Genomic DNA, 20,954 nt, shown 5'->3' with positions numbered 1-20,954 from the left:
TTCAAGTTTAAAGTTTCGGGCCCCTACAAAACCTGAAACTTTAAACAAAATAAACTTTAAACAAAGAAATAAGATGATTTTAGAAATGAAAGTCCCTTCACCAGGGGAATCTATAAAAGAAGTTGAAATCGCAACTTGGTTAGTAAAAGACGGCGATTATGTAGAAAAAGATCAGGCTATTGCTGAAGTTGATTCAGACAAAGCTACTCTTGAACTTCCTGCTGAAATGAGCGGAGTTATTACGCTTAAAGCAGAAGAAGGTGATACAGTAGCGGTAGGTGCTGTAGTTTGTTTAATCGATACTGACGCAGCTAAACCATCAGGATCTGCTCCGGCTGCTGAAGCTCCAAAGGCAGAAGCACCAAAAGCGGAAGTAAAAGCTGAAGCACCAAAAGCTGCTCCGGTTCAGGCTCCGGCAGCAACAAGTTACGCAGCAGGAACTCCATCTCCGGCAGCAAGAAAAATATTAGACGAGAAAAACATTGCTCCGGCTTCAGTTTCAGGAACTGGTAAAGGTGGCAGAATCACTAAAGATGACGCTGTAAATGCAGTACCTTCAATGGGAACTCCAACAGGAGGAAGCCGTGGAACTGAGCGTACAAAATTATCTATGTTGCGTCGTAAAGTAGCAGAGAGATTAGTTTCGGCTAAAAACGAAACAGCTATGCTTACTACTTTCAACGAAGTAAACATGACACCAATCAACCAAATTCGTAACGAATACAAAGATGCTTTCAAAGCAAAACATGGTGGTTTAGGTTTAGGATTCATGTCATTCTTTACAAAAGCAGTTACAAGAGCTTTAGAATTATACCCTGATGTTAACTCAATGATGGATGGTGACTACAAAATTGCTTACGATTTTGCTGACATCTCAATCGCAGTTTCAGGACCAAAAGGATTAATGGTACCAGTAGTTCGTAACGCTGAATTATTAACTTTCCGTGGAATCGAGGCTGAAATCAAAAGATTAGCGCTTAGAGCACGTGACGGTCAAATTACAGTTGACGACATGACGGGAGGAACTTTCACTATTACTAATGGTGGAGTATTCGGAAGTATGTTGAGTACTCCAATTATCAACCCTCCTCAGTCAGGAATCTTAGGAATGCATAACATCATCGAGCGTCCAATTGCTGTAAACGGTAAAGTGGAAATTCACCCAATGATGTACGTAGCTCTTTCTTACGATCACAGAATCATCGACGGACGTGAGTCAGTTGGTTTCTTAGTAGCCGTAAAAGAAGCTTTAGAAAATCCATTAGAGTTATTGATGAATGGAGATGCTAAACGCGCTTTAGAATTGTAATTGTAATACTTTTCAACAATCATACAAAACCTGCTTCTTAACTGAAGCAGGTTTTTTTTCTTAATATTAACTTAAAATCGACTTAAGATGTTAAAAAATTAAACAATAAAAAATTTTACCCTTTAAAAATTGTTTTATTTAGAATAAATAAGAATAGTTTGTTTGATTTGTATTCTGTACTTAAATTTGCACTATTAAAATCAATTCTAAATAATAATGAAAACCAAATACACGACAACATTTTTGGCTTTTCTCTTTGCACTGCTTGCGACTCCAACCATGTGGGCACAGCAAAGAGCAAGCATAAAAGGACAAATTAGCCTTACCAACAACCAGGCCGCAGATAATGTGACCATTATCTTAAAAGGGACCAAAATAGGAACCAATACAGACAGCAGAGGTTTTTACGAAATTAAAAACATCAAACCGGGAAACTATGTGATTAAAGTTTCTGCGGTTGGGCATTCTTCAAAAGAAAAAAGTATTTCTCTTAATGGCGGAGACGAAATAATTGAAGATTTCACAATCAGTTCCAATTCTGAACAACTGGACGAAATCGTAATCAACGGTCACGGCAAAAAGAATCCGTTAGCCCGCAAAGAAAACCAGCAAGTATCAAGATTACCTCTTAAAAATCTTGAAAACCCGCAAGTTTATTCTACTATTACAGGCGAGCTGCTAAAAGAACAAGTCGTAACCAATATCGACGACGCTCTTAAAAACGCTCCGGGACTAACCCCACTTTGGGCATCTACAGGACGCGGAAATGATGGTGCAGGCTACTTTTCTCTAAGAGGTTTTGCTGTTCAGCCTACTATGATTAACGGATTGCCGGGATTAACAAACGGAAGTCTTGATCCTGCAAATATCGACAGAATCGAAGTAATCAAAGGGCCATCAGGAACCTTGTTTGGAAGCAGCCTTATTTCCTACGGAGGATTAATCAACATTACAACCAAAAGACCTTACGATCATTTCGGAGGAGAAATAAGCTACACCGCTGCAAGTTACGGATTAAACAGAGTTACTGCCGACGTCAACACCCCATTAGACGACGAGCACAAAGTAAACCTACGCATCAACTCTGCTTATCACAATGAAAATAGTTTTCAGGATGCAGGATTTAAAAAATCATTCTTTTTTGCCCCTTCTCTGTCTTACGAAGTAAACGATAAACTTTCGTTTTTTGTTAATACTGAATTCATGAACAATAAAGCGACCAATCCAACCATGTTGTTTTTAGACAGAGATGCGCCTTTAAGAGTTCACAATATGAAAGAACTAGGCTATGACAACAAACGTTCTTATACCAGTAACCAGCTTGCTATAGAAACACCTTCATACAATCTGCAAGGACAGATGATTTACAAGTTTAATAACGAATGGACCTCACAAACAGTGGTTTCCAGAGGATCAACAAAGTCTGAAGGTTACTACACCTATCTGTACGAAAAAACGAAATCAATACCCACTATTACCGAAGGAATAGTATTAGGTCGTTCTTTAAACTATCAAAATTCGACAACTTTAACCACTGATATTCAACAGAATTTCATAGGTGATTTTAAAATAGGAACCTTAAGAAACAGAATTGTTACAGGTTTTGACTACTTCAACACTTCATTGATAAACAACAGTACCGGATATGTCGCAAATGGAGATGTATACATTGGTAATGCCAGTTTGAAAACAGTTAACGAAGAGGTCTACAAAATTACCGATCCTGCAAAATACATTACAACCGATGATAACGGAAATTTATCAAAAGCCGGAACCGATGCTCTTTTAGCAAAAGCAAAAACAAACAATAACAAAACAAAACAGGAAGTGTACAGTGTTTATGTTTCGGATGTCATCAATTTTACTCCGGCATTGTCTGCCATGGCAAGTGTACGTGTAGACCGCTTTATGAACGCCGACAACGGAGGATACAATCAAACTGCTTTTTCTCCTAAATTCGGATTAGTGTATCAGCCGATTTTGGATAAAGTTTCTGTTTTCGCCAATTATATGGATGGATTTTCAAACGTTGCTCCCGGAGAAGACCTGATTGCAGGTGTGGGAACTCCAAGAATTTACAACCCGGAACATGCTAATCAATTTGAAGTTGGTACTAAACTGAACCTTTTCAAAGACAAACTTTACGCCACTTTCAGTTACTATGATATCAAAGTTACCGATCAGGTCTACAGCATCAGAACCGATGCTACAAACTCTACTTCTTACCAAAATGGAGGTCAGAGAAATAAAGGTTTCGAAGCCGAAATCGTTTCTAACCCTGTTGCCGGTTTAAATATTGTATTTGGCTACAGCTATAATGATGCAGTACTTACGGCAGGTGATCCTGAATTTGTAAACTTCAGACCGGAAAGCGCAGGAGCAAGAAATTTAGCCAATCTTTGGGCCAGCTACAAATTTTTGGAAGGACCACTACAAGGTTTCGGATTAGGTTTTGGAGGAAATTATGTGGGTGATAACAAAATCATGAACAGAAAAATAACCGGAGCGTTCACGATTCCTGAATATACGGTATTAAACTCTTCTATTTTCTATACTGCAGAGAAATTCACTTTAACCTTAAAGATGGATAACATTGCAAATGCAGATACTTATGATGGATGGTCTACGATTCATCCCAGAAACATGAGAAGCGCAGCGGTAAGTTTCGCTTATAAATTCTAATAAAAATCAAAAAAACACCTTTCTTTACGGGAAAGGTGTTTTTTAAATTTCGTCAATCATGATCACAATCGCAAGTCTTATTGTCTTTTTAGCTTTTTACACGCTGTACTACACCTCGAAAAGAGCCACATTATCGTATGATTTAGGTTTCGAAAAATGGATGAAAAACAATCCTAAACCAACCCGGTTTTTAGGCCTTGGACTTCTTTTACTGGCTTATGCGCTCTGGCTGTTTACACAATCTTTGTGCTGCGGAACCCTAATGTTCTTTATTCAGCTCATGACTATTGGAAGTTTGATCATCATTCTGACTCCTCTAAAAAAAATAAGCCGCTTTGCTATTCTCGGTTTTTTTATCCTCGCAGCGCTACTGGAATTTTATTACTACTAATTCATTTTAAAATATGCCGGCCAATCCAAAATATTTAACCCAATCCAAATGGCAAAGATTTGCCAAAATCACAGCTGCCATAGTAGGCGGCTATTTTGTTTCAGTCACCTTTCATTTGGCCTTAGCAGCCTGGTTCAGCCGTGCCGATATATTGATGACCATGGCTTTTAGCGGATTCATCCTCTGGGTAGCCCTGATGGTCGTTGCCTTTCTGGCCAAAAGCGGATGGAAAATATGGGGAATCTACATCCTTATTACTTTACTTTTCTCTCTTTTAATATACCTGGGTCAAACCTACAATCCAATAGCAAAATAATCCATGAACAATCGTAATTACAACATCTATTTTCATACCCATACCGTTAGCGGAATTGTGATTAGTGTAGTGCTTTTTGTGATTTTTTTCGCAGGGTCCTTTTCTTTCTTCAGAGATGAAATTATCAATTGGGAAAGAAATGAATCTACTGCTTTAACCAAAGAAATCCAGCTCGACTATACTTCAGCTTTACAAAAACTGGACAAAGAATACGTCTTACACGGAAGAAACATTACCATTTCGAAACCAAGTACGGAACGAAGAGTGGCTGTTTATATGGAGGGTACAAAAGATACTTTGGCCCCCAAAAAACAACAAGAAGGATCGTTCTTCTACCTTGACACCAAAACCTTCAAAACCTTTACTTACGAAGATTCTTATTCTTTAGGAGAGTTTTTATACCGCTTGCATTTTCTGGCACAAATTCCTTATCCGGTTGGATATTACCTTTCGGGTTTCACCGCTTTGTTTTTTTTATTTGCCATCGTAACAGGGCTTTTACTGCATTGGAAAAAAATCATCTCTAACTTCTATATCTTCCGCCCAAAAGAAAAACTAAAAACCTTATGGACAGATGCACATACCGCCTTAGGAATGATTGGTTTGCCTTTTCAATTTGTATATGCCGTAACCGGAACCTTTTTCATGATTAAACTCTTAATTGTGGCTCCGGCAGTAATGGCTTTATACAAAGGCGATCAGGACAAATTATATAAAGAACTGGAATATAAAGATCCTGAGTACAAATTCGATAATAAGAAATTAGCAGCCCCATTTAATATCGATCAGCTTGTTGCGAAAACAAAAAGCAGCTGGAAAGATTTTGAAATTACCCGTGTTTTCATTCAGAATTACGGAGATGCCAACATGCATGTTCTGGTAGAAGGCCAAATGTTAAGTCATAAAAAATTCACCGGAATTGGAAAGATTGTGTATCGAATTGCGGACGGAAAAGAAATTGCCCGAAAAAATCCGATTACTCAAAACAACTATCTCGACATGGTAAAAAACGTTCTGTATCGCATACATTTTGGTGATTATGGAGGTTATGCTCTCAAAATTGTAAGTTTCGTTTTAGGTATAATTACCTGTTTTGTCATCATTTCGGGAGTTATGATTTGGTTAGTCGCCAGACAAAAAAACAACTTACCCGAAAAGAAAAGACGCTTTAATGCCGGAGTCGTTCGAATTTATCTGGCCATATGCCTGAGCATGTACCCGATTACGGCCTTTGCTTTTATTGCTGCCAAAATATGCTACCCTCTCACTCAGGATCAGTTATACATGGTTTACTTTATAGGATGGCTTATTCTTACAGTCTTTTTCATCCTTAAAAAGAATGATGCATTTACCAACAAATGCTGCTTAATTTCAGGAAGTGTATTAGGTTTTCTAATCCCAATTACAAACGGAATTGTCTCCGGAAATTGGTTTTGGACCTCTTTTATGCAAAACAGAATTCAAGTCTTCTTTGTAGATGTTTTTTGGATATTCCTGGCTTCCATAACTCTTTATGTCGCCTATTCATTAAAACCTAAAAACGAAGCCGTTTCTAAAAAATAAATAAAATTACTTGCTCCCCATTGATTTTGCGTATAATTTTGCGTTTTACGATAAAATGGGATTCAAAACACAAATACGATTTCTACACAAATGGCTCGGATTAATTTCCGGGCTTATTGTTTTTATTATCAGTATTACGGGTTGTATTTTTTGTTTCCATGATGAAATAAAAGACATCACCCGCAAAGAATGGCGAATCGTTGATCCTCAGAACAAACCTTTTGTTCTGCCCTCCGTGTTGAAGGAAAAAGCCAAAGAGATTCTTCCAAATTACAAATCGAGTATGGTTTCGTATTACGGAAAAAATCGTTCTGCAATTGTTTACACCTATGCTGACATTGAAAATCGATACCTCTACTTCAATCCCTACACAGGAAAATACTTAAAAACCGAAGATCCCGATACCGACTTTTTCATTATTGTCGAACGTATTCATTTGTATTTACTCTTACCGGATTATATAGGAAAACATATCATTGGAAGCGCAACCATCATCTTTATTTTACTATTAATTTCAGGACTCATTCAATGGTGGCCCAAACGAAAAAGTGATCTCAAACGAAGCTTTACTGTAAAATGGTCCGCTAAGTGGAGACGTGTCAATTACGACTGGCACAATACTTCCGGATTTTACATTTCGATTATTGCCGTAATTATAGCCATAACCGGTTTAACTTTTACCTACGAATGGGTAGGCGACGGAATCTATAGTGCATTCAATTTCGGGGGAGACAAAACGCAGGAAATAAAAGTACCTGTCATCGATACGACCAAATTCAACAGCAACTCTGTTACTGCCGTCGATCGTGCTTTTACAACAACCGCAAAACTTCAACCCGATGCCGAAATGTATTTTGTTACATTTCCACAGCAAAAAGGTAATATAATCGACACAGGAGCTTATCCGCATGCTTTACGATACGACCATCAAAGCAACTATTATTTTCATCCGAACACCGGAAAACTGATTCAAAGCGAACCGTACCAAAAGAAAACTTTAGGCCTACAGGTTGTCGAAATGAATTATGGCATCCATACCGGACAAATCTTAAACCTTCCCGGCAAAATTATTGCCTTTATCGTAAGCTTAATTGCGGCCGCACTTCCTCTAACCGGTTTTATCATCTGGTACGGAAGAAATAAAAAATCTAAAAAAAGCAGAGCATAAAAAAGAACTCTCCTCAATTTTATTGACTTATTCATCCACAAATTTTTTTAAACTCCCGCAGATTTAGCAGATTTATTTAGATTGTTTTGCAGAATACCAAACAAAAAAATCAGCACAATCAGCTAACCCGAGCGAAAGCGAATTGGCGAAGCAATCTGCGTAAAAAAAGGATCAAGAACAAAAGTCGGGAAGAAAAAGGCTGAAAGCCTGAAAAGCAACAACATCGTGCGCAGCACTATGAATTAGACTAAGGTGTAGAATTGCCCTGAAAGGGCAAAAGCAAACTTATACCTTACAATTTTCAATAAAGACCAAACCGCTCTTTTATAAAATATAATTCAAAACAGAATAAAATCAACTTTTTGCGTGTAAGCTTCTGCCCTTTCAGGGCGTAACCGATATTCGCTATCATTACTCATAGTGCTGCGCACCATTCTATTGGTTAAGCTCTTTCAGAGCAATACTCCCAACTTTTGCACCTGATCCGAAAAAACTAAAATACCGAAATACAAAGGCATAAAAAAACCGTCTCGTTAAAAAACGAGACGGTTCTATAAATCATTCGAAATCTTTTAATTTCTATTTGCTAAAGCATTTTTCTGTAAATTCTTAACAGATGTTACTTTGCTGTTTTCATACGCCACTTCGCAAAGATTTTTATCATTGAAGAAAATCCATTTTCCGGTTTTTACTCCTTCAGTGTATTCTCCAACAGCCATCTTATTTCCTTTTGTATCATACGATACCCAAACACCATCTAACTTACCGTCTTTGAAGAAACCCTCTTGTTGAACACTACCATTTTCATAGTAATACGTAGCTTTTACTCTATTTCCAACAGCTTCCAATTCCGGTTTTATCTCTTGTGCAACTAAAATTCCAGAGAACAATATTGCAACTAAAATTACACACTTTTTCATATCTTTAGGTATTAATGTTATCAAATCTTTATCAAATATAATCAATTGTTTACATTAAAAAAACTTTTACTTAACAATTTGGTAACATTAAATAAAAGCTTAACATTGGAAATTTTTTAAAAACAAAAAAACCAAAGCTTAAGCCTTGGTTTTACTGCTATTTCCTAAAAAAATATAAAACTTTTATAAACTTGTAATTTGAAACGTAAGTTACTTTAATAACGCATCTAATTGCGTCTGAAGTTCTGGAGATGAAGGTCTTTCTGCATCACTGCTTACTACTTTACCGCTTGGATCCACAATAATAAATCTTGGAATTCCGGTAACACCATAGCTTGTTACAAACTCAGATTCCCAGTCTTTATCAGCAAACAATTGAATCCCTCCAAGCTTCTTATCCGTCACAAACTTCTTCCATTTTTCATTATCCTTCGCTTTATCAACAGATACACTCACGAACTCAATATTTTTTCCATGATACTTTTCTTCCAGTTTTTGTAAATATGGAATCTCTGCTCTGCATGGCGCGCACCAGGTAGCCCAAAGATCAATATAAACATACTTTCCTTTTAAATCAGAAAGCTTTGTCTTTCCTCCTTTATGGTTTTCATAATTAAAATCAGGAGACAAAGTTCCTTTCATCTTATTGGCTTTCGCTACACTTTCATATTCACTAACCGCATAACGATTAAAACTTTCAAATTTCTTTTTCAGAGCCGTTGTAAACTCAGCGTCAAAATTACCTTTCTCTAAACTTGCCATATCCGTTTTCAGCTTTGCTTCCAATAACGATGCAAATTCTGCAGCTTCCTTAACAAAAGCTTCCTTCTGAAACCTTTCATCATTTAAAGCCTGCTGAGCCAAAAAATTACTTTCCTCAACCCCTTTACCTTTATACACAATTGTTTCATCAAACTCCTTAGCGTCCATTGTCAGATTAACATCCGAATTCGGTTTTAAATACAAGTTAGAACCTTCCGTTCCATCTGAAAACATATAAAACCCTTTAGGAGCATCAAAAGAAGCCACAAAAACTCCCTTTTTATTAATTGGAATCACCTGTTTGAAATTATCCTTTCCTTTTATCACTAAAGTATCACTGTTTCTATTCGTAATCTTAGCGGTAAATTTAATTGAGCTCTTGGTCTGACCGATCACACCCAAGGTGCTGCAAATCAACAAACCGGTTATTAAAAATTTGTTCATATCAATTAGAGTTTAGATTTTGTAATCCAAATCTAGCGAAATTAGCCTCTCGAAATTTAAGAATTAACAAAATATTTCAAATTTCTAAGCATCAAGTGATCACTTTACTATATTAATTTGAATTTTGTGTTTACTTTTGCAGTCTAAAATTTTGATCATGTATAGAAGTCATAATTGTGGCGAATTAAACGCCTCAAATATTAACACGGAAGTTACACTAGCGGGTTGGGTTCAAAAATCACGCGATAAAGGATTTATGAATTGGGTTGATTTACGTGACCGTTATGGAATTACACAACTTATTTTTGACGAAAGCCGTACGGATAAAGCGGTTTTTGAACTTGCCAAAACATTGGGAAGAGAATTTGTAATTCAGGTAAAAGGAACCGTAATTGAGCGTGAAGCCAAGAACAAAAATATTCCAACCGGTGAAATCGAAATTTTAGTATCGGAACTAACCATTCTGAATGCCGCTTTAACACCTCCTTTCACAATCGAAGATGAAACGGATGGTGGTGAAGATATCCGAATGAAATACCGTTACTTAGACATCAGAAGAAATCCTGTAAAAAACAGTTTATTGTTCCGTCATAAAGTAGCTATGGAAGTTCGTAAATATTTATCGGACTTAGATTTCTGCGAAGTAGAAACTCCGTACCTTATCAAATCGACTCCGGAAGGAGCGAGAGATTTCGTTGTACCAAGCCGTATGAACGAAGGACAATTTTATGCCTTGCCACAATCACCACAAACCTTCAAACAATTATTGATGGTGGGTGGAATGGATAAATATTTTCAGATTGTAAAATGTTTCCGTGACGAAGATTTACGTGCGGACCGCCAGCCTGAGTTTACACAAATTGACTGCGAAATGGCCTTTGTGGAGCAGGAAGACATCTTAAATATTTTTGAAGGACTGACCAGACACTTACTAAAAGAAATTAAAGGTATCGAAGTAGATAAATTCCCAAGAATTACTTACGACTATGCCATGAAAACATATGGAAATGACAAACCGGACATTCGTTTCGGAATGGAATTTGGTGAATTAAACGAATTTGCGCAACACAAAGAATTTCCGGTATTCAACGCTGCAGAATTAGTAGTAGGTATTGCCGTTCCGGGAGCAGGAAACTATACCCGTAAAGAAATCGATGCCTTAATTGACTGGGTAAAACGCCCTCAGGTTGGAGCATCAGGAATGGTGTATGCCAAATGCAACGACGACGGAACTTACAAATCTTCTGTAGATAAATTTTACGATCAGGATGATTTAGGCCAATGGGCAAAAATCACGAGCGCAAAACCGGGAGACATGATTTTTGTCCTCTCAGGACCTGCCAACAAAACCCGTGCACAGCTTTCGGCACTTCGTATGGAACTGGCAACCCGTTTAGGCTTGCGTAATCCGGAAGTATTTGCACCATTATGGGTAATTGACTTCCCTTTATTGGAATTAGACGAAGAATCAGGGCGTTACCACGCAATGCACCACCCGTTTACCTCTCCAAAACCGGAAGACATGCAATTACTGGAAACAGAACCAGGAAAAGTTCGCGCAAACGCCTACGATATGGTGTTAAACGGAAATGAAATTGGCGGAGGTTCAATTCGTATTCACGATAAAACAACACAGCAATTAATGTTCAAATATTTAGGTTTCACCGAAGAAGAAGCAAAAGCACAGTTTGGTTTCTTAATGGACGCTTTCCAGTTTGGAGCACCGCCACACGGAGGTTTAGCTTTTGGATTAGACCGTTTAGTAGCCATCTTAGGAGGTCAGGAAACCATCAGAGACTTCATTGCATTCCCAAAAAACAATTCGGGACGTGATGTGATGATCGATGCTCCTGCAGCAATCGATGAAGCTCAATTAAAAGAACTTGCTATAAAATTGGATTTGAAATAATTTCTTATTCTTTTTCTAGAAAATAAAAAACGACAACTAAAAGTTTCAGTTGTCGTTTTTTTATGCAGTTTGTCGTCATTTTACCCTTTTTTCGTGTTAATAAAATCTTAAAACAAGAAAGAAACCCCTAGTAAACACAGGCTTTTTCCCACAAAAACAAGTCTAAAAAAAACAAACTCCGCTTAATATATAAATTTTTTGTAAAATATAAGCTACTTTTTTAACATTTAATTATAATAATTAATGATTCTCAAATAAAGTATACACATACCAAATTTGATGCAATATAAATAGCGAAAAGACTGTTAATCAATAATTTTTACAAAAATTTAACAGGTATATGTCTTTTGTATGAATTTATATGTTACATTTGCTTTATTATAAATTATTATTACAATTACAATGCGTACAGGTACAGTAAAATTTTTCAATGAGTCTAAAGGTTATGGATTCATTACAGACGAAGAAACAGGAAAAGACATCTTCGTTCACGCTTCAGGAATTAACGCGGAAGAATTACGCGAAGGAGACCGTGTAAGCTACGAAGAAGAAGAAGGAAGAAAAGGGAAAGTTGCTGCTAAAGTAGCAGTAATCTAAGAAAAATATAGCAATTTATTTTTTTTGCCTCTGAATGGTTTTCAAAACGTCCCGAAGTATCGGGACGTTTTTTTTGCTCAAATCTTAAAAAAATACTAAAATCCTTGGATCTTATTTATAATCAATAAAAATTAGCTGTTAACGCGGTTTCAGGGCACACTTAAATCATTTTTTAGCTTGTGATTTACAGAGTTGAAAGTTATCTTTGTGGCTTATTCTTTAAGTAAAAAAGCTAAGTTTATGCAATCTGATCAATACAGTTACATTCCTATTTTAATGCAGTTCATTTTGGCTGTGGGTTTTGTCGCAGGAACCATCGTTATTTCCGGAAAATTAGGTCCAAAAAGAAGTTCTGAAGTAAAAGATAAAAACTTCGAATGTGGTATCGAATCTGTTGGAAACGCACGTATTCCTTTTTCTGTAAAATATTTCCTTGTAGCCATTTTATTTGTACTGTTTGACGTAGAGGTAATTTTCCTTTACCCATGGGCAGTAAACTTTAAAGAATTAGGCGTAGAAGGAATGCTTAAGATGATTGTTTTCATGTCGCTTCTTTTAGTGGGTTTCTTTTATATCATCAAAAAGAAAGCTTTAGACTGGGAATAAAGAAATTTTAGATTTTAGACTTCTAATTTTTGATCTAAGGATCTGGAATTAAAATTTAAAATTTAATCTTAAACTAAATTTAATACTGATTTAAAAAAATTGATTTTACTTTTTTAGGTTTCAACAATCTAAAATCTAAAATCAGAAATCTAAAATAAAAAATGAGCGATTCAAATGTAAATATGGTTGCGCCGCCGGAGGGAGTTACTGGTGAAGGATTCTTCGCTACAAAACTGAATGATGTTGTAGGTTTGGCAAGAGCCAATTCATTATGGCCACTACCTTTTGCAACCTCATGCTGTGGTATCGAATTCATGGCAACAATGGCTTCACATTACGATTTAGCACGATTTGGTTCTGAGCGTGTGAGTTTCTCTCCTCGTCAGGCAGACATGCTTTTGGTAATGGGAACTATTTCAAAAAAAATGGCGCCTATTTTAAGACAGGTTTACGAACAAATGTCTGAACCACGCTGGGTAATTGCTGTTGGAGCCTGTGCTTCATCAGGCGGAATCTTCGATACTTATTCTGTTCTACAAGGAATTGACAAAGTAATTCCGGTTGACGTTTATGTACCGGGATGTCCTCCAAGACCGGAACAAATTGTTGACGGAGTAATGAAACTTCAGGAATTAGTAAAAAGCGAATCTGTACGACGCAGAAGTTCTCCTGAATACCAAGAATTACTAGCTTCATATAATATTACTTAAGATGGCTTTAGAAAATACCCTGATCCAAGATAAACTTACAGAAACATTTGACACAAGTGTTTTTAACTTTCAACAGGAAAGAGATATTTTTTCATTGGAAACTACCGCTGATAAAATCACAGCCCTGATTCTTTTTTTAAAAAACGATTCCGATTTACGCTTCCACTTTCTAACTGATTTATGCGGTGTTCATTATCCGGACAACGAAACGGATCGTCAGTATGCCATTGTTTATCATTTGCACAACTGGTACGAAAACAAACGTATTCGAATCAAAGTATACTTAAACGGTGAAAAACCGGAGATCAAAACCATTTCAAATATTTTCTTGAGTTCGAACTGGATGGAAAGAGAAACATACGATTTCTTCGGAGTCAATTTTATTGGACACCCACAATTGAAACGTATTTTGAATATGGACGAAATGGTGTCTTTCCCAATGCGAAAAGAATTCCCAATGGAAGACAGCGGAAGAACTGATAAAGACGACAGATTCTTTGGAAGAACAACAACAAATTGCTAAAAATAAATAATTCAACATTATAAAATGTCAGAACTATTATTATCACCAGAGCATCGATATGCTAAAATAATTAAGGACAGACTAAACGAAGACGGAAGTGAACTTTCAGTACTAAATTTAGGTCCTACACACCCGGCGACTCACGGTATTTTTCAAAATATCCTGTTGATGGATGGTGAAAGAATTCTTGAGGCTGAACCAACAATCGGTTACATCCACAGAGCTTTCGAAAAAATTGCCGAAAATCGCCCTTTTTACCAGATTACTCCTCTTACAGACCGAATGAACTATTGCTCCTCTCCTATTAACAATATGGGATGGTGGATGACTATAGAAAAACTATTAGGAATTGAAGTTCCAAAAAGAGCACAATACCTTAGAGTAATTGTAATGGAGCTGGCCCGTATTACAGATCACTTAATCTGTAACTCGATTCTGGGTGTAGATACTGGTGCTTATACTGGTTTCTTGTACGTTTTTCAATTTAGAGAAAAAGTTTATGAGATTTACGAAGAAATTTGTGGAGCTCGTTTAACAACAAATATGGGAAGAATTGGTGGTTTCGAGAGAGACTGGTCACCTGAAGCTTTCCGCAAACTAGACGTCTTTTTAGAAGAATTCCCTGTTGCCTGGCAAGAGTTTGTAAACTTATTCGAAAGAAACAGAATTTTCCTTGACAGAACCGTAAACGTAGGTGCTATCTCAGCAGAACAGGCAATGGCTTACGGATTTACTGGTCCAAACTTACGTGCAGCTGGAGTCGATTATGACGTTCGTGTGGCGCAACCTTACTCCTCTTACGAAGATTTTGATTTTGTTGTCCCGGTTGGAAAATCAGGAGATACTTACGATCGTTTCTGTGTTCGTAATGCTGAAGTTTGGGAGAGTTTAAGCATTATTCGTCAGGCTTTGGCTAAAATGCCGGCAGGAAACGAATACCATGCTGAAGTTCCGGATTATTACCTGCCTCCAAAAGAAGACGTTTACACTTCGATGGAATCTCTAATTTATCACTTTAAGATTGTAATGGGAGAAGTTCCTGTACCGGTTGCAGAAATTTACCACCCGGTTGAAGGAGGTAATGGAGAAGTAGGATTCTATTTGGTTACAGACGGAAGCCGAACACCATACCGATTACATTTCAGAAGACCTTGTTTTATTTATTATCAGGCTTATCCGGATATGATTAAAGGATCTTTACTTTCGGATGCAATTGTTATTCTATCCAGTTTAAATGTAATTGCAGGAGAATTAGACGCGTAAAGATATTGTAGATTGTAGATTGTAGATTGCAGATTGTAGATTGAAAAATCTAAAATCAGAAATCTAAAATTAAAAAAGATTGCAGAATATGGGTTATGGACAAAGATTGAAAAAATCTGAAATCCAAAATCTAAAATCTAAAATAAAAATGGAACGAAAACATTACAAACAAGAAATAAACATGACTGAAGCGTTGATGTCCCGCATCAATGAATTGATCAGTCATTATCCTGAGGACAGAAGAAAATCAGCTTTGTTACCTGTTTTGCATGAAGTGCAGGACGCTCATGACAACTGGTTAAGCATTGAGTTACAGGATAAAGTTGCCGAAATTTTGCACATCAAACCAATTGAGGTTTACGAAGTGGTTACTTTTTATACCATGTACAACCAAAAACCAATTGGAAAATACATGTTCGAATTTTGCCAGACTTCTTGTTGTTGTTTAAATGGTGCTGAGAATTTAATGGATTATACTTCTGAGAAATTAGGCATCAAAATGGGAGAAACAACTCCAGACGGAATGTTTACCATTGCCGGTGTAGAATGTTTAGGTGCTTGCGGATACGCTCCGATGATGCAGCTGGGAGATTTCTACAAAGAAAAATTGACAGAAGAAAAAATCGATCAGTTAATCGCTGATTGCAGAGAGGATAAAATAATATTACACGATAAATAAGATGTCACAGAAAATATTATTAGATAAAATCAACATTCCGGGTATCAAAACCTACGAAGTATACCGCCAAAATGGTGGATATGCCTCTGTAGAAAAAGCTTTGAAAACACTTACTCCGGATGAAGTTACCGAAGAAGTAAAAAAATCAGGACTACGTGGCCGTGGTGGTGCAGGTTTCCCTGCCGGAATGAAATGGAGTTTTATTGATAAAAAATCAGGAAAACCAAGACATTTAGTATGCAATGCCGACGAGTCTGAACCAGGAACTTTCAAAGATCGTTATTTGATGGAATTTATTCCTCACTTATTGATCGAAGGAATGATTACCTCAAGTTATGCCTTAGGCGCTAACCTGTCGTATATCTACATTCGTGGAGAATATATGTGGGTTTTCAAAATACTAGAAAGAGCTATCGCCGAAGCTAAAGCTGCCGGTTGGTTAGGAAAAAATATATTAGGTACAGGTTACGATTTAGAGTTACACGTTCACTGTGGAGCCGGAGCTTATATTTGCGGAGAAGAAACTGCACTTATCGAATCTCTGGAAGGTAAAAGAGGAAATCCTCGTATTAAACCACCCTTCCCGGCGGTTTCAGGACTTTGGGCTAATCCAACGGTGGTAAACAACGTAGAAACTATCGCTACTGTGCCATGGATCGTAAACAATTCTGGTGACGATTATGCAAAAATAGGTATTGGCCGTTCTACAGGAACTAAATTGATCTCGGCTTCAGGACACATTAAAAACCCGGGAGTTTATGAAATTGAATTGGGTTTAAGTGTTGACGAATTCATGAATTCTGATGAGTACTTAGGTGGAATGTCTTCCAGCAGACCTTTAAAAGCGTTTGTTCCGGGAGGATCTTCGGTACCCATTTTACCTGCTGAATTAATTTTTAAAACAGCAAACGGTGAAGACCGTTTAATGACTTACGAATCTTTAAGTGATGGTGGTTTTGCTACCGGATCGATGTTAGGTTCAGGAGGATTTATTGTGTACAACGACACCGCTTGTGTGGTTCGTAATACCTGGAATTTCGCCCGTTTTTACCACCATGAATCTTGCGGACAATGTACACCTTGCCGTGAAGGAACAGGATGGTTAGAAAAAATATTGTGGAGAATCGAAAACGGTCAGGGCCGTGAAGAGGATATCGAATTATTGTGGAGCATCCAAAGTAAAATCGAAGGAAATACGATTTGTCCGCTTGGTGACGCAGCCTCATGGCCGGTAGCCGCAGCAATTCGCCACTTTAGAGATGAATTTGAATATCACGTTCGTTTCCCGGAGAAAATTAAAAATAGAGATCACTTTGTTGCTGAACCTTTCTCACAAGTGAAGCATTTAGTAGGCAAACAAACAGTTTAAAAATATAGTTTAAAGTTTTAAGTTTTTTTAGTTTCAAGTGAAAGCCTGAAACCTGAAACCTGAAACTAAAAAAACAAAAGTAAGAGATGAAAGTAACCATAGACGGTCAAAGTATAGACGTAGAGCCAGGAACAACAATCCTGCAGGCTGCACGTATGATTGGTGGAGATTTAGTTCCGCCAGCCATGTGTTATTACTCAAAATTAAAAGGCAGCGGTGGAAAATGCCGTTGTTGTTTAGTTGAAGTTTCGAAAGGAAGTGAAGCTGACCCAAGACCAATGCCAAAATTAATGGCATCTTGCGTAACAGGATGTATGGACGGAATGGAAGTGAACAGTAAATCTTCTGATCGTGTAACAGAAGCCCGTAAATCGGTAACGGAGTTTTTATTGATCAACCACCCGCTGGATTGCCCTATTTGTGATCAGGCAGGAGAATGTGATCTTCAGAACTTAAGTTTTGAGCACGGAAATCCAAAATCACGTTTTATTGAAGAAAAAAGAACGTTCGAACCTGAAGATATCGGTCCGAATATTCAACTGCATATGAACCGTTGTATCTTATGTCAAAGATGTGTACAGGTTGCTGATCAATTGACAGACAACAGAGTTCACGGGGTATTAGATCGTGGTGACCACGCTAATATTTCAACTGGAATTTCTAAAGCAATCGACAACGAGTTTTCTGGAAACATGATCGACGTTTGTCCGGTTGGAGCTTTAACTGATAAAACTTTCCGTTTTAAATCAAGAGTTTGGTTCAACAAACCTTTCAACGCTCACAGAGAATGTACGACTCCGGGATGTTGTGGTAAAACAACTGTATGGATGTTTGGAGGAGAAATTCAGCGTGTTACCGGTCGTAAAGACGAGTACCATGAAGTAGAAGAATTCATTTGCAACAGCTGCCGTTTTGACCATAAAAATGTGAGTGACTGGGTAATTGAAGGACCAAGAGAATTTGAAAAAGATTCTGTAATCAACCAAAACAACTACACTCAAAAATTAGAGAAAGTTGAAATTGATACAGAGAAAAATATCCTTTTAGGTAGAGATATTGATCGTAAAAAAATTAGTATGGCTGCAATTCCATTAATTACTAATGATAAAAAATCTTAAGAAATGGAAAGTGCATTTATTATAGAAAAAAGTGTCGTTATTGTTGTCGTTTTTGCGATTACTATGATTATGGCGATGTATTCTACCTGGGCTGAACGTAAAGTTGCTGCTTTTTTACAGGACCGTGTAGGACCAAACCGTGCCGGATGGGGAGGATTATTACAACCTCTTGCTGATGGTATGAAATTATTCTCGAAAGAAGAATTTTTCCCAAATACACCGAATAAATTTTTATTTATCGTAGGACCCGGAATCGCAATGAGTACGGCTTTGATGACCAGTGCTGTTATTCCTTGGGGGGACAAATTACATGTTTTTGGCCGTGATGTTTATTTACAGGCCACTGATATCAATATTGCTTTATTATATATTTTTGGTGTTCTTTCTGTAGGAGTTTACGGTATCATGATTGGTGGATGGGCTTCTAACAATAAATTCTCTTTGATGGGAGCTGTTCGTGCAGCTTCACAAATGGTTTCTTATGAAGTTGCCATGGGATTATCGATGATTGCTTTGTTGATGATGACCGGAACTTTAAGCTTAAAAGAAATTTCCTTACAACAACAAGGAATGAACTGGAATGTTTTTTACCAGCCGTTATCTTTTCTAATCTTCTTAATTTGTTCTTTCGCTGAAACAAACAGAACTCCTTTTGATTTAGCAGAATGTGAAAACGAATTAATTGGAGGTTACCATACTGAATATTCATCGATGAAAATGGGATTCTATTTGTTTGCTGAATATGCGAGTATGTTCATCTCAGCCACTATTATCTCGGTATTGTTCTTTGGTGGATACAATTATCCTGGAATGCAATGGATGGTTGATAATGTAGGGGTAAACGCTGGAAATATTTTAGGTATCGTAGTCTTGTTTGTTAAAATATGTTTCTTCATCTTTTTCTATATGTGGGTACGTTGGACGATTCCAAGATTCAGATACGACCAATTAATGAATTTAGGCTGGAGAATTTTAATACCGCTTTCCATTATTAACATTATGATTACGGGTGCTGTAATATTAAGACACGATATCGCAGCAGCTTTAGGATTCTAAGAACCGTAATGCCCTAGCCCTGATAGCAGCGGCATCCTTTTGTGATCTCGTTTTTGAACGAGACAAAAGATACAGCGGATAGCAGGATTAGCTTAAAAACAAAAATAAAACAGATTTGATTTGTATAATACAAATAGTGAATCGTAAATCATACATTAAAAAATGTCAATAGAAACTATATCATTATCGGGTAGAAAAAAAGTGGTCTCTAACAAGGAGATGACTTTTATGGAACGATTGTATCTTGTGGCGATTGTAAAAGGATTGTTTATCACGCTTAAACACTTATTCAGAAAAAAAGTGACGATTCACTACCCTGAACAAGTGCGTGAAATGAGTCCGGTTTATCGTGGTCAGCACCAATTGAAACGTGATGAACAAGGTCGTGAAAACTGTACTGCCTGCGGATTATGTGCTTTATCATGCCCAGCAGAAGCGATCACAATGAAAGCTGCTGAGCGTAAAGCAGATGAGAAACATTTGTACAGAGAAGAAAAATATGCTTCAATCTACGAAATCAATATGTTACGTTGCATTTTCTGCGGTTTATGTGAAGAAGCCTGCCCAAAAGATGCCATTTACCTGACGACTTCAAAAGTTTTGGTACCTTCAAGCTATGAAAGAGAAGATTTCATTTTTGGAAAAGACAGATTAGTGATGCCTCTTGACGTGGCTATCAAAAATGCTCAACTTAATAATGCTAACTAAATGATACATATTCCCGATTTTGCACACGCAACAACTGTACAAATTATATTTTGTTTCTTAGCGTTTATTACGGTGATTACCGCTTTCCTGACTATTTTTAGCAGAAACCCAATTCATAGTGCTATTTATTTAGTGATTTGTTTTTTCTCTATTGCCGGTCATTATTTACTATTAAACTCTCAATTTTTGGCTATCGTACACATCATAGTCTACTCGGGAGCGATTATGATTCTGTTCCTGTTTACGATCATGTTGATGAACCTGAACGAACAAAAAGAAGTGCACCGTCCCAGAATTACTCGTTTAGGTGCAATTGTCTCTTTTTGTTTGATTTGCATAGTATTAATTGCAATTTTTATCAATTCTAAACCAATTGTTGGCGAATACGACTCAACGGGTGAAGATTTCCAATCAATTAAAGTATTGGGTAAAATTTTGCTGAACGAATATATGGTTCCGTTTGAATTTGCTTCGATCTTGCTTTTAGTAGCCATGATTGGAACTGTATTATTGTCTAAAAAAGAAAAATTAAATAAATAATGGGTAATATATTAAATCAAATAGGTATTGAAAACTACATCTTTTTGAGTGTTGTACTTTTCTGTATTGGTATTTTTGGTGTATTGTACAGACGAAACGCTATTATCGTTTTCATGTCTATCGAAATCATGTTGAATGCTGTTAACCTTTTATTTGTTGCTTTTTCAACTTACCATCAGGATGCGCAGGGACAAGTCTTTGTGTTCTTTTCGATGGCAGTTGCTGCAGCAGAAGTTGCAGTTGGATTGGCTATTTTAGTTTCGATCTTTAGAAATTTAGGTTCGATTAGTATCGATAATTTAAAAAATTTAAAAGGATAAA

Annotated in this window: 21 protein-coding genes; 19 read left to right on the top strand and 2 right to left on the bottom strand. The window is 37.0% G+C overall.

The features are described 5' to 3' along the window. Positions 1-73: 73 nt before the first annotated feature. The 6 genes from odhB (at position 74) to OLM58_RS08365 (ending at position 7,429) form a co-directional block, all read left to right on the top strand. Positions 74-1,309: a 2-oxoglutarate dehydrogenase complex dihydrolipoyllysine-residue succinyltransferase gene (gene odhB / locus OLM58_RS08390; RefSeq protein WP_017494618.1), complete on the top strand. Its 1,236-nt coding sequence runs from the start codon at positions 74-76 to the stop codon at positions 1,307-1,309. A 216-nt stretch (positions 1,310-1,525) separates the two neighbouring features. After that, positions 1,526-3,991: a TonB-dependent receptor gene (locus OLM58_RS08385; RefSeq protein WP_264531923.1), complete on the top strand. Its 2,466-nt coding sequence runs from the start codon at positions 1,526-1,528 to the stop codon at positions 3,989-3,991. 58 nt (positions 3,992-4,049) lie between these two features. Continuing rightward, the gene (locus OLM58_RS08380) at positions 4,050-4,382 is read left to right on the top strand and encodes a hypothetical protein (RefSeq protein WP_264531922.1); all 333 of its coding nucleotides are present in this window, start codon (positions 4,050-4,052) and stop codon (positions 4,380-4,382) included. Positions 4,383-4,395: 13 nt separating this feature from the next. Further along, positions 4,396-4,698, top strand: a complete 303-nt coding sequence (locus OLM58_RS08375; protein WP_264531921.1) for a hypothetical protein — start codon at positions 4,396-4,398, stop codon at positions 4,696-4,698. Between the two features lie 3 nt (positions 4,699-4,701). After that, entirely contained in the window at positions 4,702-6,261 is a 1,560-nt protein-coding gene (locus tag OLM58_RS08370; protein ID WP_264531920.1) for a PepSY-associated TM helix domain-containing protein, read from the top strand. Positions 6,262-6,271: 10 nt separating this feature from the next. Then, a complete protein-coding gene (locus OLM58_RS08365) occupies positions 6,272-7,429 on the top strand; it encodes a PepSY-associated TM helix domain-containing protein (protein ID WP_264531919.1) in 1,158 nt (385 codons plus the stop codon). 572 nt (positions 7,430-8,001) lie between these two features. Here OLM58_RS08365 and OLM58_RS08360 read toward each other — a convergent pair. After that, a complete protein-coding gene (locus OLM58_RS08360; RefSeq protein WP_017494612.1) occupies positions 8,002-8,349 on the bottom strand; it encodes a toxin-antitoxin system YwqK family antitoxin in 348 nt (115 codons plus the stop codon). A gap of 210 nt (positions 8,350-8,559) precedes the next feature. Then, a complete protein-coding gene (locus OLM58_RS08355; protein ID WP_264531918.1) occupies positions 8,560-9,555 on the bottom strand; it encodes a TlpA family protein disulfide reductase in 996 nt (331 codons plus the stop codon). Between the two features lie 157 nt (positions 9,556-9,712). On the opposite strand from OLM58_RS08355, the gene aspS reads away from it, so the two are divergent. From aspS to nuoK, 13 genes are all read left to right on the top strand, one after another. Further along, positions 9,713-11,464: an aspartate--tRNA ligase gene (aspS, locus tag OLM58_RS08350; protein WP_264531917.1), complete on the top strand. Its 1,752-nt coding sequence runs from the start codon at positions 9,713-9,715 to the stop codon at positions 11,462-11,464. Between the two features lie 402 nt (positions 11,465-11,866). Continuing rightward, positions 11,867-12,061 carry a cold-shock protein gene (locus tag OLM58_RS08345; protein WP_007137066.1) on the top strand — a complete coding sequence of 65 codons (195 nt, stop codon included), beginning with the start codon at positions 11,867-11,869 and terminating at the stop codon, positions 12,059-12,061. A gap of 240 nt (positions 12,062-12,301) precedes the next feature. After that, positions 12,302-12,667: an NADH-quinone oxidoreductase subunit A gene (locus OLM58_RS08340; RefSeq protein ID WP_026109777.1), complete on the top strand. Its 366-nt coding sequence runs from the start codon at positions 12,302-12,304 to the stop codon at positions 12,665-12,667. Between the two features lie 161 nt (positions 12,668-12,828). Beyond that, on the top strand, positions 12,829-13,377 hold the full coding sequence (locus OLM58_RS08335) for an NADH-quinone oxidoreductase subunit B (protein WP_017494608.1): 549 nt from the start codon (positions 12,829-12,831) through the stop codon (positions 13,375-13,377). Between the two features lies 1 nt (position 13,378). Then, complete coding sequence (locus OLM58_RS08330) at positions 13,379-13,900, top strand: NADH-quinone oxidoreductase subunit C (RefSeq protein ID WP_017494607.1); 522 nt, start codon at positions 13,379-13,381, stop codon at positions 13,898-13,900. 24 nt (positions 13,901-13,924) lie between these two features. Beyond that, positions 13,925-15,163 carry an NADH-quinone oxidoreductase subunit D gene (locus OLM58_RS08325; RefSeq protein WP_017494606.1) on the top strand — a complete coding sequence of 413 codons (1,239 nt, stop codon included), beginning with the start codon at positions 13,925-13,927 and terminating at the stop codon, positions 15,161-15,163. A 148-nt stretch (positions 15,164-15,311) separates the two neighbouring features. Then, a complete protein-coding gene (locus tag OLM58_RS08320; RefSeq protein ID WP_070906572.1) occupies positions 15,312-15,842 on the top strand; it encodes a complex I 24 kDa subunit family protein in 531 nt (176 codons plus the stop codon). Between the two features lies 1 nt (position 15,843). Further along, the gene (gene nuoF / locus OLM58_RS08315; protein WP_017494604.1) at positions 15,844-17,211 is read left to right on the top strand and encodes an NADH-quinone oxidoreductase subunit NuoF; all 1,368 of its coding nucleotides are present in this window, start codon (positions 15,844-15,846) and stop codon (positions 17,209-17,211) included. An 86-nt stretch (positions 17,212-17,297) separates the two neighbouring features. Next, a complete protein-coding gene (locus tag OLM58_RS08310) occupies positions 17,298-18,329 on the top strand; it encodes a 2Fe-2S iron-sulfur cluster-binding protein (protein ID WP_173965355.1) in 1,032 nt (343 codons plus the stop codon). A 3-nt stretch (positions 18,330-18,332) separates the two neighbouring features. Continuing rightward, a complete protein-coding gene (gene nuoH, locus OLM58_RS08305) occupies positions 18,333-19,385 on the top strand; it encodes an NADH-quinone oxidoreductase subunit NuoH (protein WP_017494602.1) in 1,053 nt (350 codons plus the stop codon). A 162-nt stretch (positions 19,386-19,547) separates the two neighbouring features. Beyond that, positions 19,548-20,093 (top strand): NuoI/complex I 23 kDa subunit family protein, encoded by a 546-nt coding sequence (locus OLM58_RS08300; protein WP_026109775.1) that lies wholly within the window; start codon positions 19,548-19,550, stop codon positions 20,091-20,093. Beyond that, positions 20,094-20,633 (top strand): NADH-quinone oxidoreductase subunit J, encoded by a 540-nt coding sequence (locus OLM58_RS08295; RefSeq protein WP_017494600.1) that lies wholly within the window; start codon positions 20,094-20,096, stop codon positions 20,631-20,633. Continuing rightward, complete coding sequence (nuoK, locus tag OLM58_RS08290; protein ID WP_017494599.1) at positions 20,633-20,953, top strand: NADH-quinone oxidoreductase subunit NuoK; 321 nt, start codon at positions 20,633-20,635, stop codon at positions 20,951-20,953. Before OLM58_RS08295 ends, nuoK begins: the two co-directional genes overlap by 1 nt. The last annotated feature ends 1 nt before the right edge of the window (position 20,954 follow it).

Origin of the sequence: Flavobacterium sp. N502540 (assembly GCF_025947365.1) — a bacterium.
Lineage (GTDB): Bacteria > Bacteroidota > Bacteroidia > Flavobacteriales > Flavobacteriaceae > Flavobacterium.
This window is presented reverse-complemented; position numbering and strand designations above follow the sequence as displayed.

Coding starts and splice junctions, on each gene's coding strand:
- odhB (WP_017494618.1), top strand. CDS start 74: ATGATTTTAGAAATGAAAGTCCCTTCACCAGGGGAATCTATAAAAGAA.
- OLM58_RS08385 (WP_264531923.1), top strand. CDS start 1,526: ATGAAAACCAAATACACGACAACATTTTTGGCTTTTCTCTTTGCACTG.
- OLM58_RS08380 (WP_264531922.1), top strand. CDS start 4,050: ATGATCACAATCGCAAGTCTTATTGTCTTTTTAGCTTTTTACACGCTG.
- OLM58_RS08375 (WP_264531921.1), top strand. CDS start 4,396: ATGCCGGCCAATCCAAAATATTTAACCCAATCCAAATGGCAAAGATTT.
- OLM58_RS08370 (WP_264531920.1), top strand. CDS start 4,702: ATGAACAATCGTAATTACAACATCTATTTTCATACCCATACCGTTAGC.
- OLM58_RS08360 (WP_017494612.1), bottom strand. CDS start 8,349: ATGAAAAAGTGTGTAATTTTAGTTGCAATATTGTTCTCTGGAATTTTA.
- OLM58_RS08355 (WP_264531918.1), bottom strand. CDS start 9,555: ATGAACAAATTTTTAATAACCGGTTTGTTGATTTGCAGCACCTTGGGT.
- aspS (WP_264531917.1), top strand. CDS start 9,713: ATGTATAGAAGTCATAATTGTGGCGAATTAAACGCCTCAAATATTAAC.
- OLM58_RS08345 (WP_007137066.1), top strand. CDS start 11,867: ATGCGTACAGGTACAGTAAAATTTTTCAATGAGTCTAAAGGTTATGGA.
- OLM58_RS08340 (WP_026109777.1), top strand. CDS start 12,302: ATGCAATCTGATCAATACAGTTACATTCCTATTTTAATGCAGTTCATT.
- OLM58_RS08335 (WP_017494608.1), top strand. CDS start 12,829: ATGAGCGATTCAAATGTAAATATGGTTGCGCCGCCGGAGGGAGTTACT.
- OLM58_RS08330 (WP_017494607.1), top strand. CDS start 13,379: ATGGCTTTAGAAAATACCCTGATCCAAGATAAACTTACAGAAACATTT.
- OLM58_RS08325 (WP_017494606.1), top strand. CDS start 13,925: ATGTCAGAACTATTATTATCACCAGAGCATCGATATGCTAAAATAATT.
- OLM58_RS08320 (WP_070906572.1), top strand. CDS start 15,312: ATGGAACGAAAACATTACAAACAAGAAATAAACATGACTGAAGCGTTG.
- nuoF (WP_017494604.1), top strand. CDS start 15,844: ATGTCACAGAAAATATTATTAGATAAAATCAACATTCCGGGTATCAAA.
- OLM58_RS08310 (WP_173965355.1), top strand. CDS start 17,298: ATGAAAGTAACCATAGACGGTCAAAGTATAGACGTAGAGCCAGGAACA.
- nuoH (WP_017494602.1), top strand. CDS start 18,333: ATGGAAAGTGCATTTATTATAGAAAAAAGTGTCGTTATTGTTGTCGTT.
- OLM58_RS08300 (WP_026109775.1), top strand. CDS start 19,548: ATGTCAATAGAAACTATATCATTATCGGGTAGAAAAAAAGTGGTCTCT.
- OLM58_RS08295 (WP_017494600.1), top strand. CDS start 20,094: ATGATACATATTCCCGATTTTGCACACGCAACAACTGTACAAATTATA.
- nuoK (WP_017494599.1), top strand. CDS start 20,633: ATGGGTAATATATTAAATCAAATAGGTATTGAAAACTACATCTTTTTG.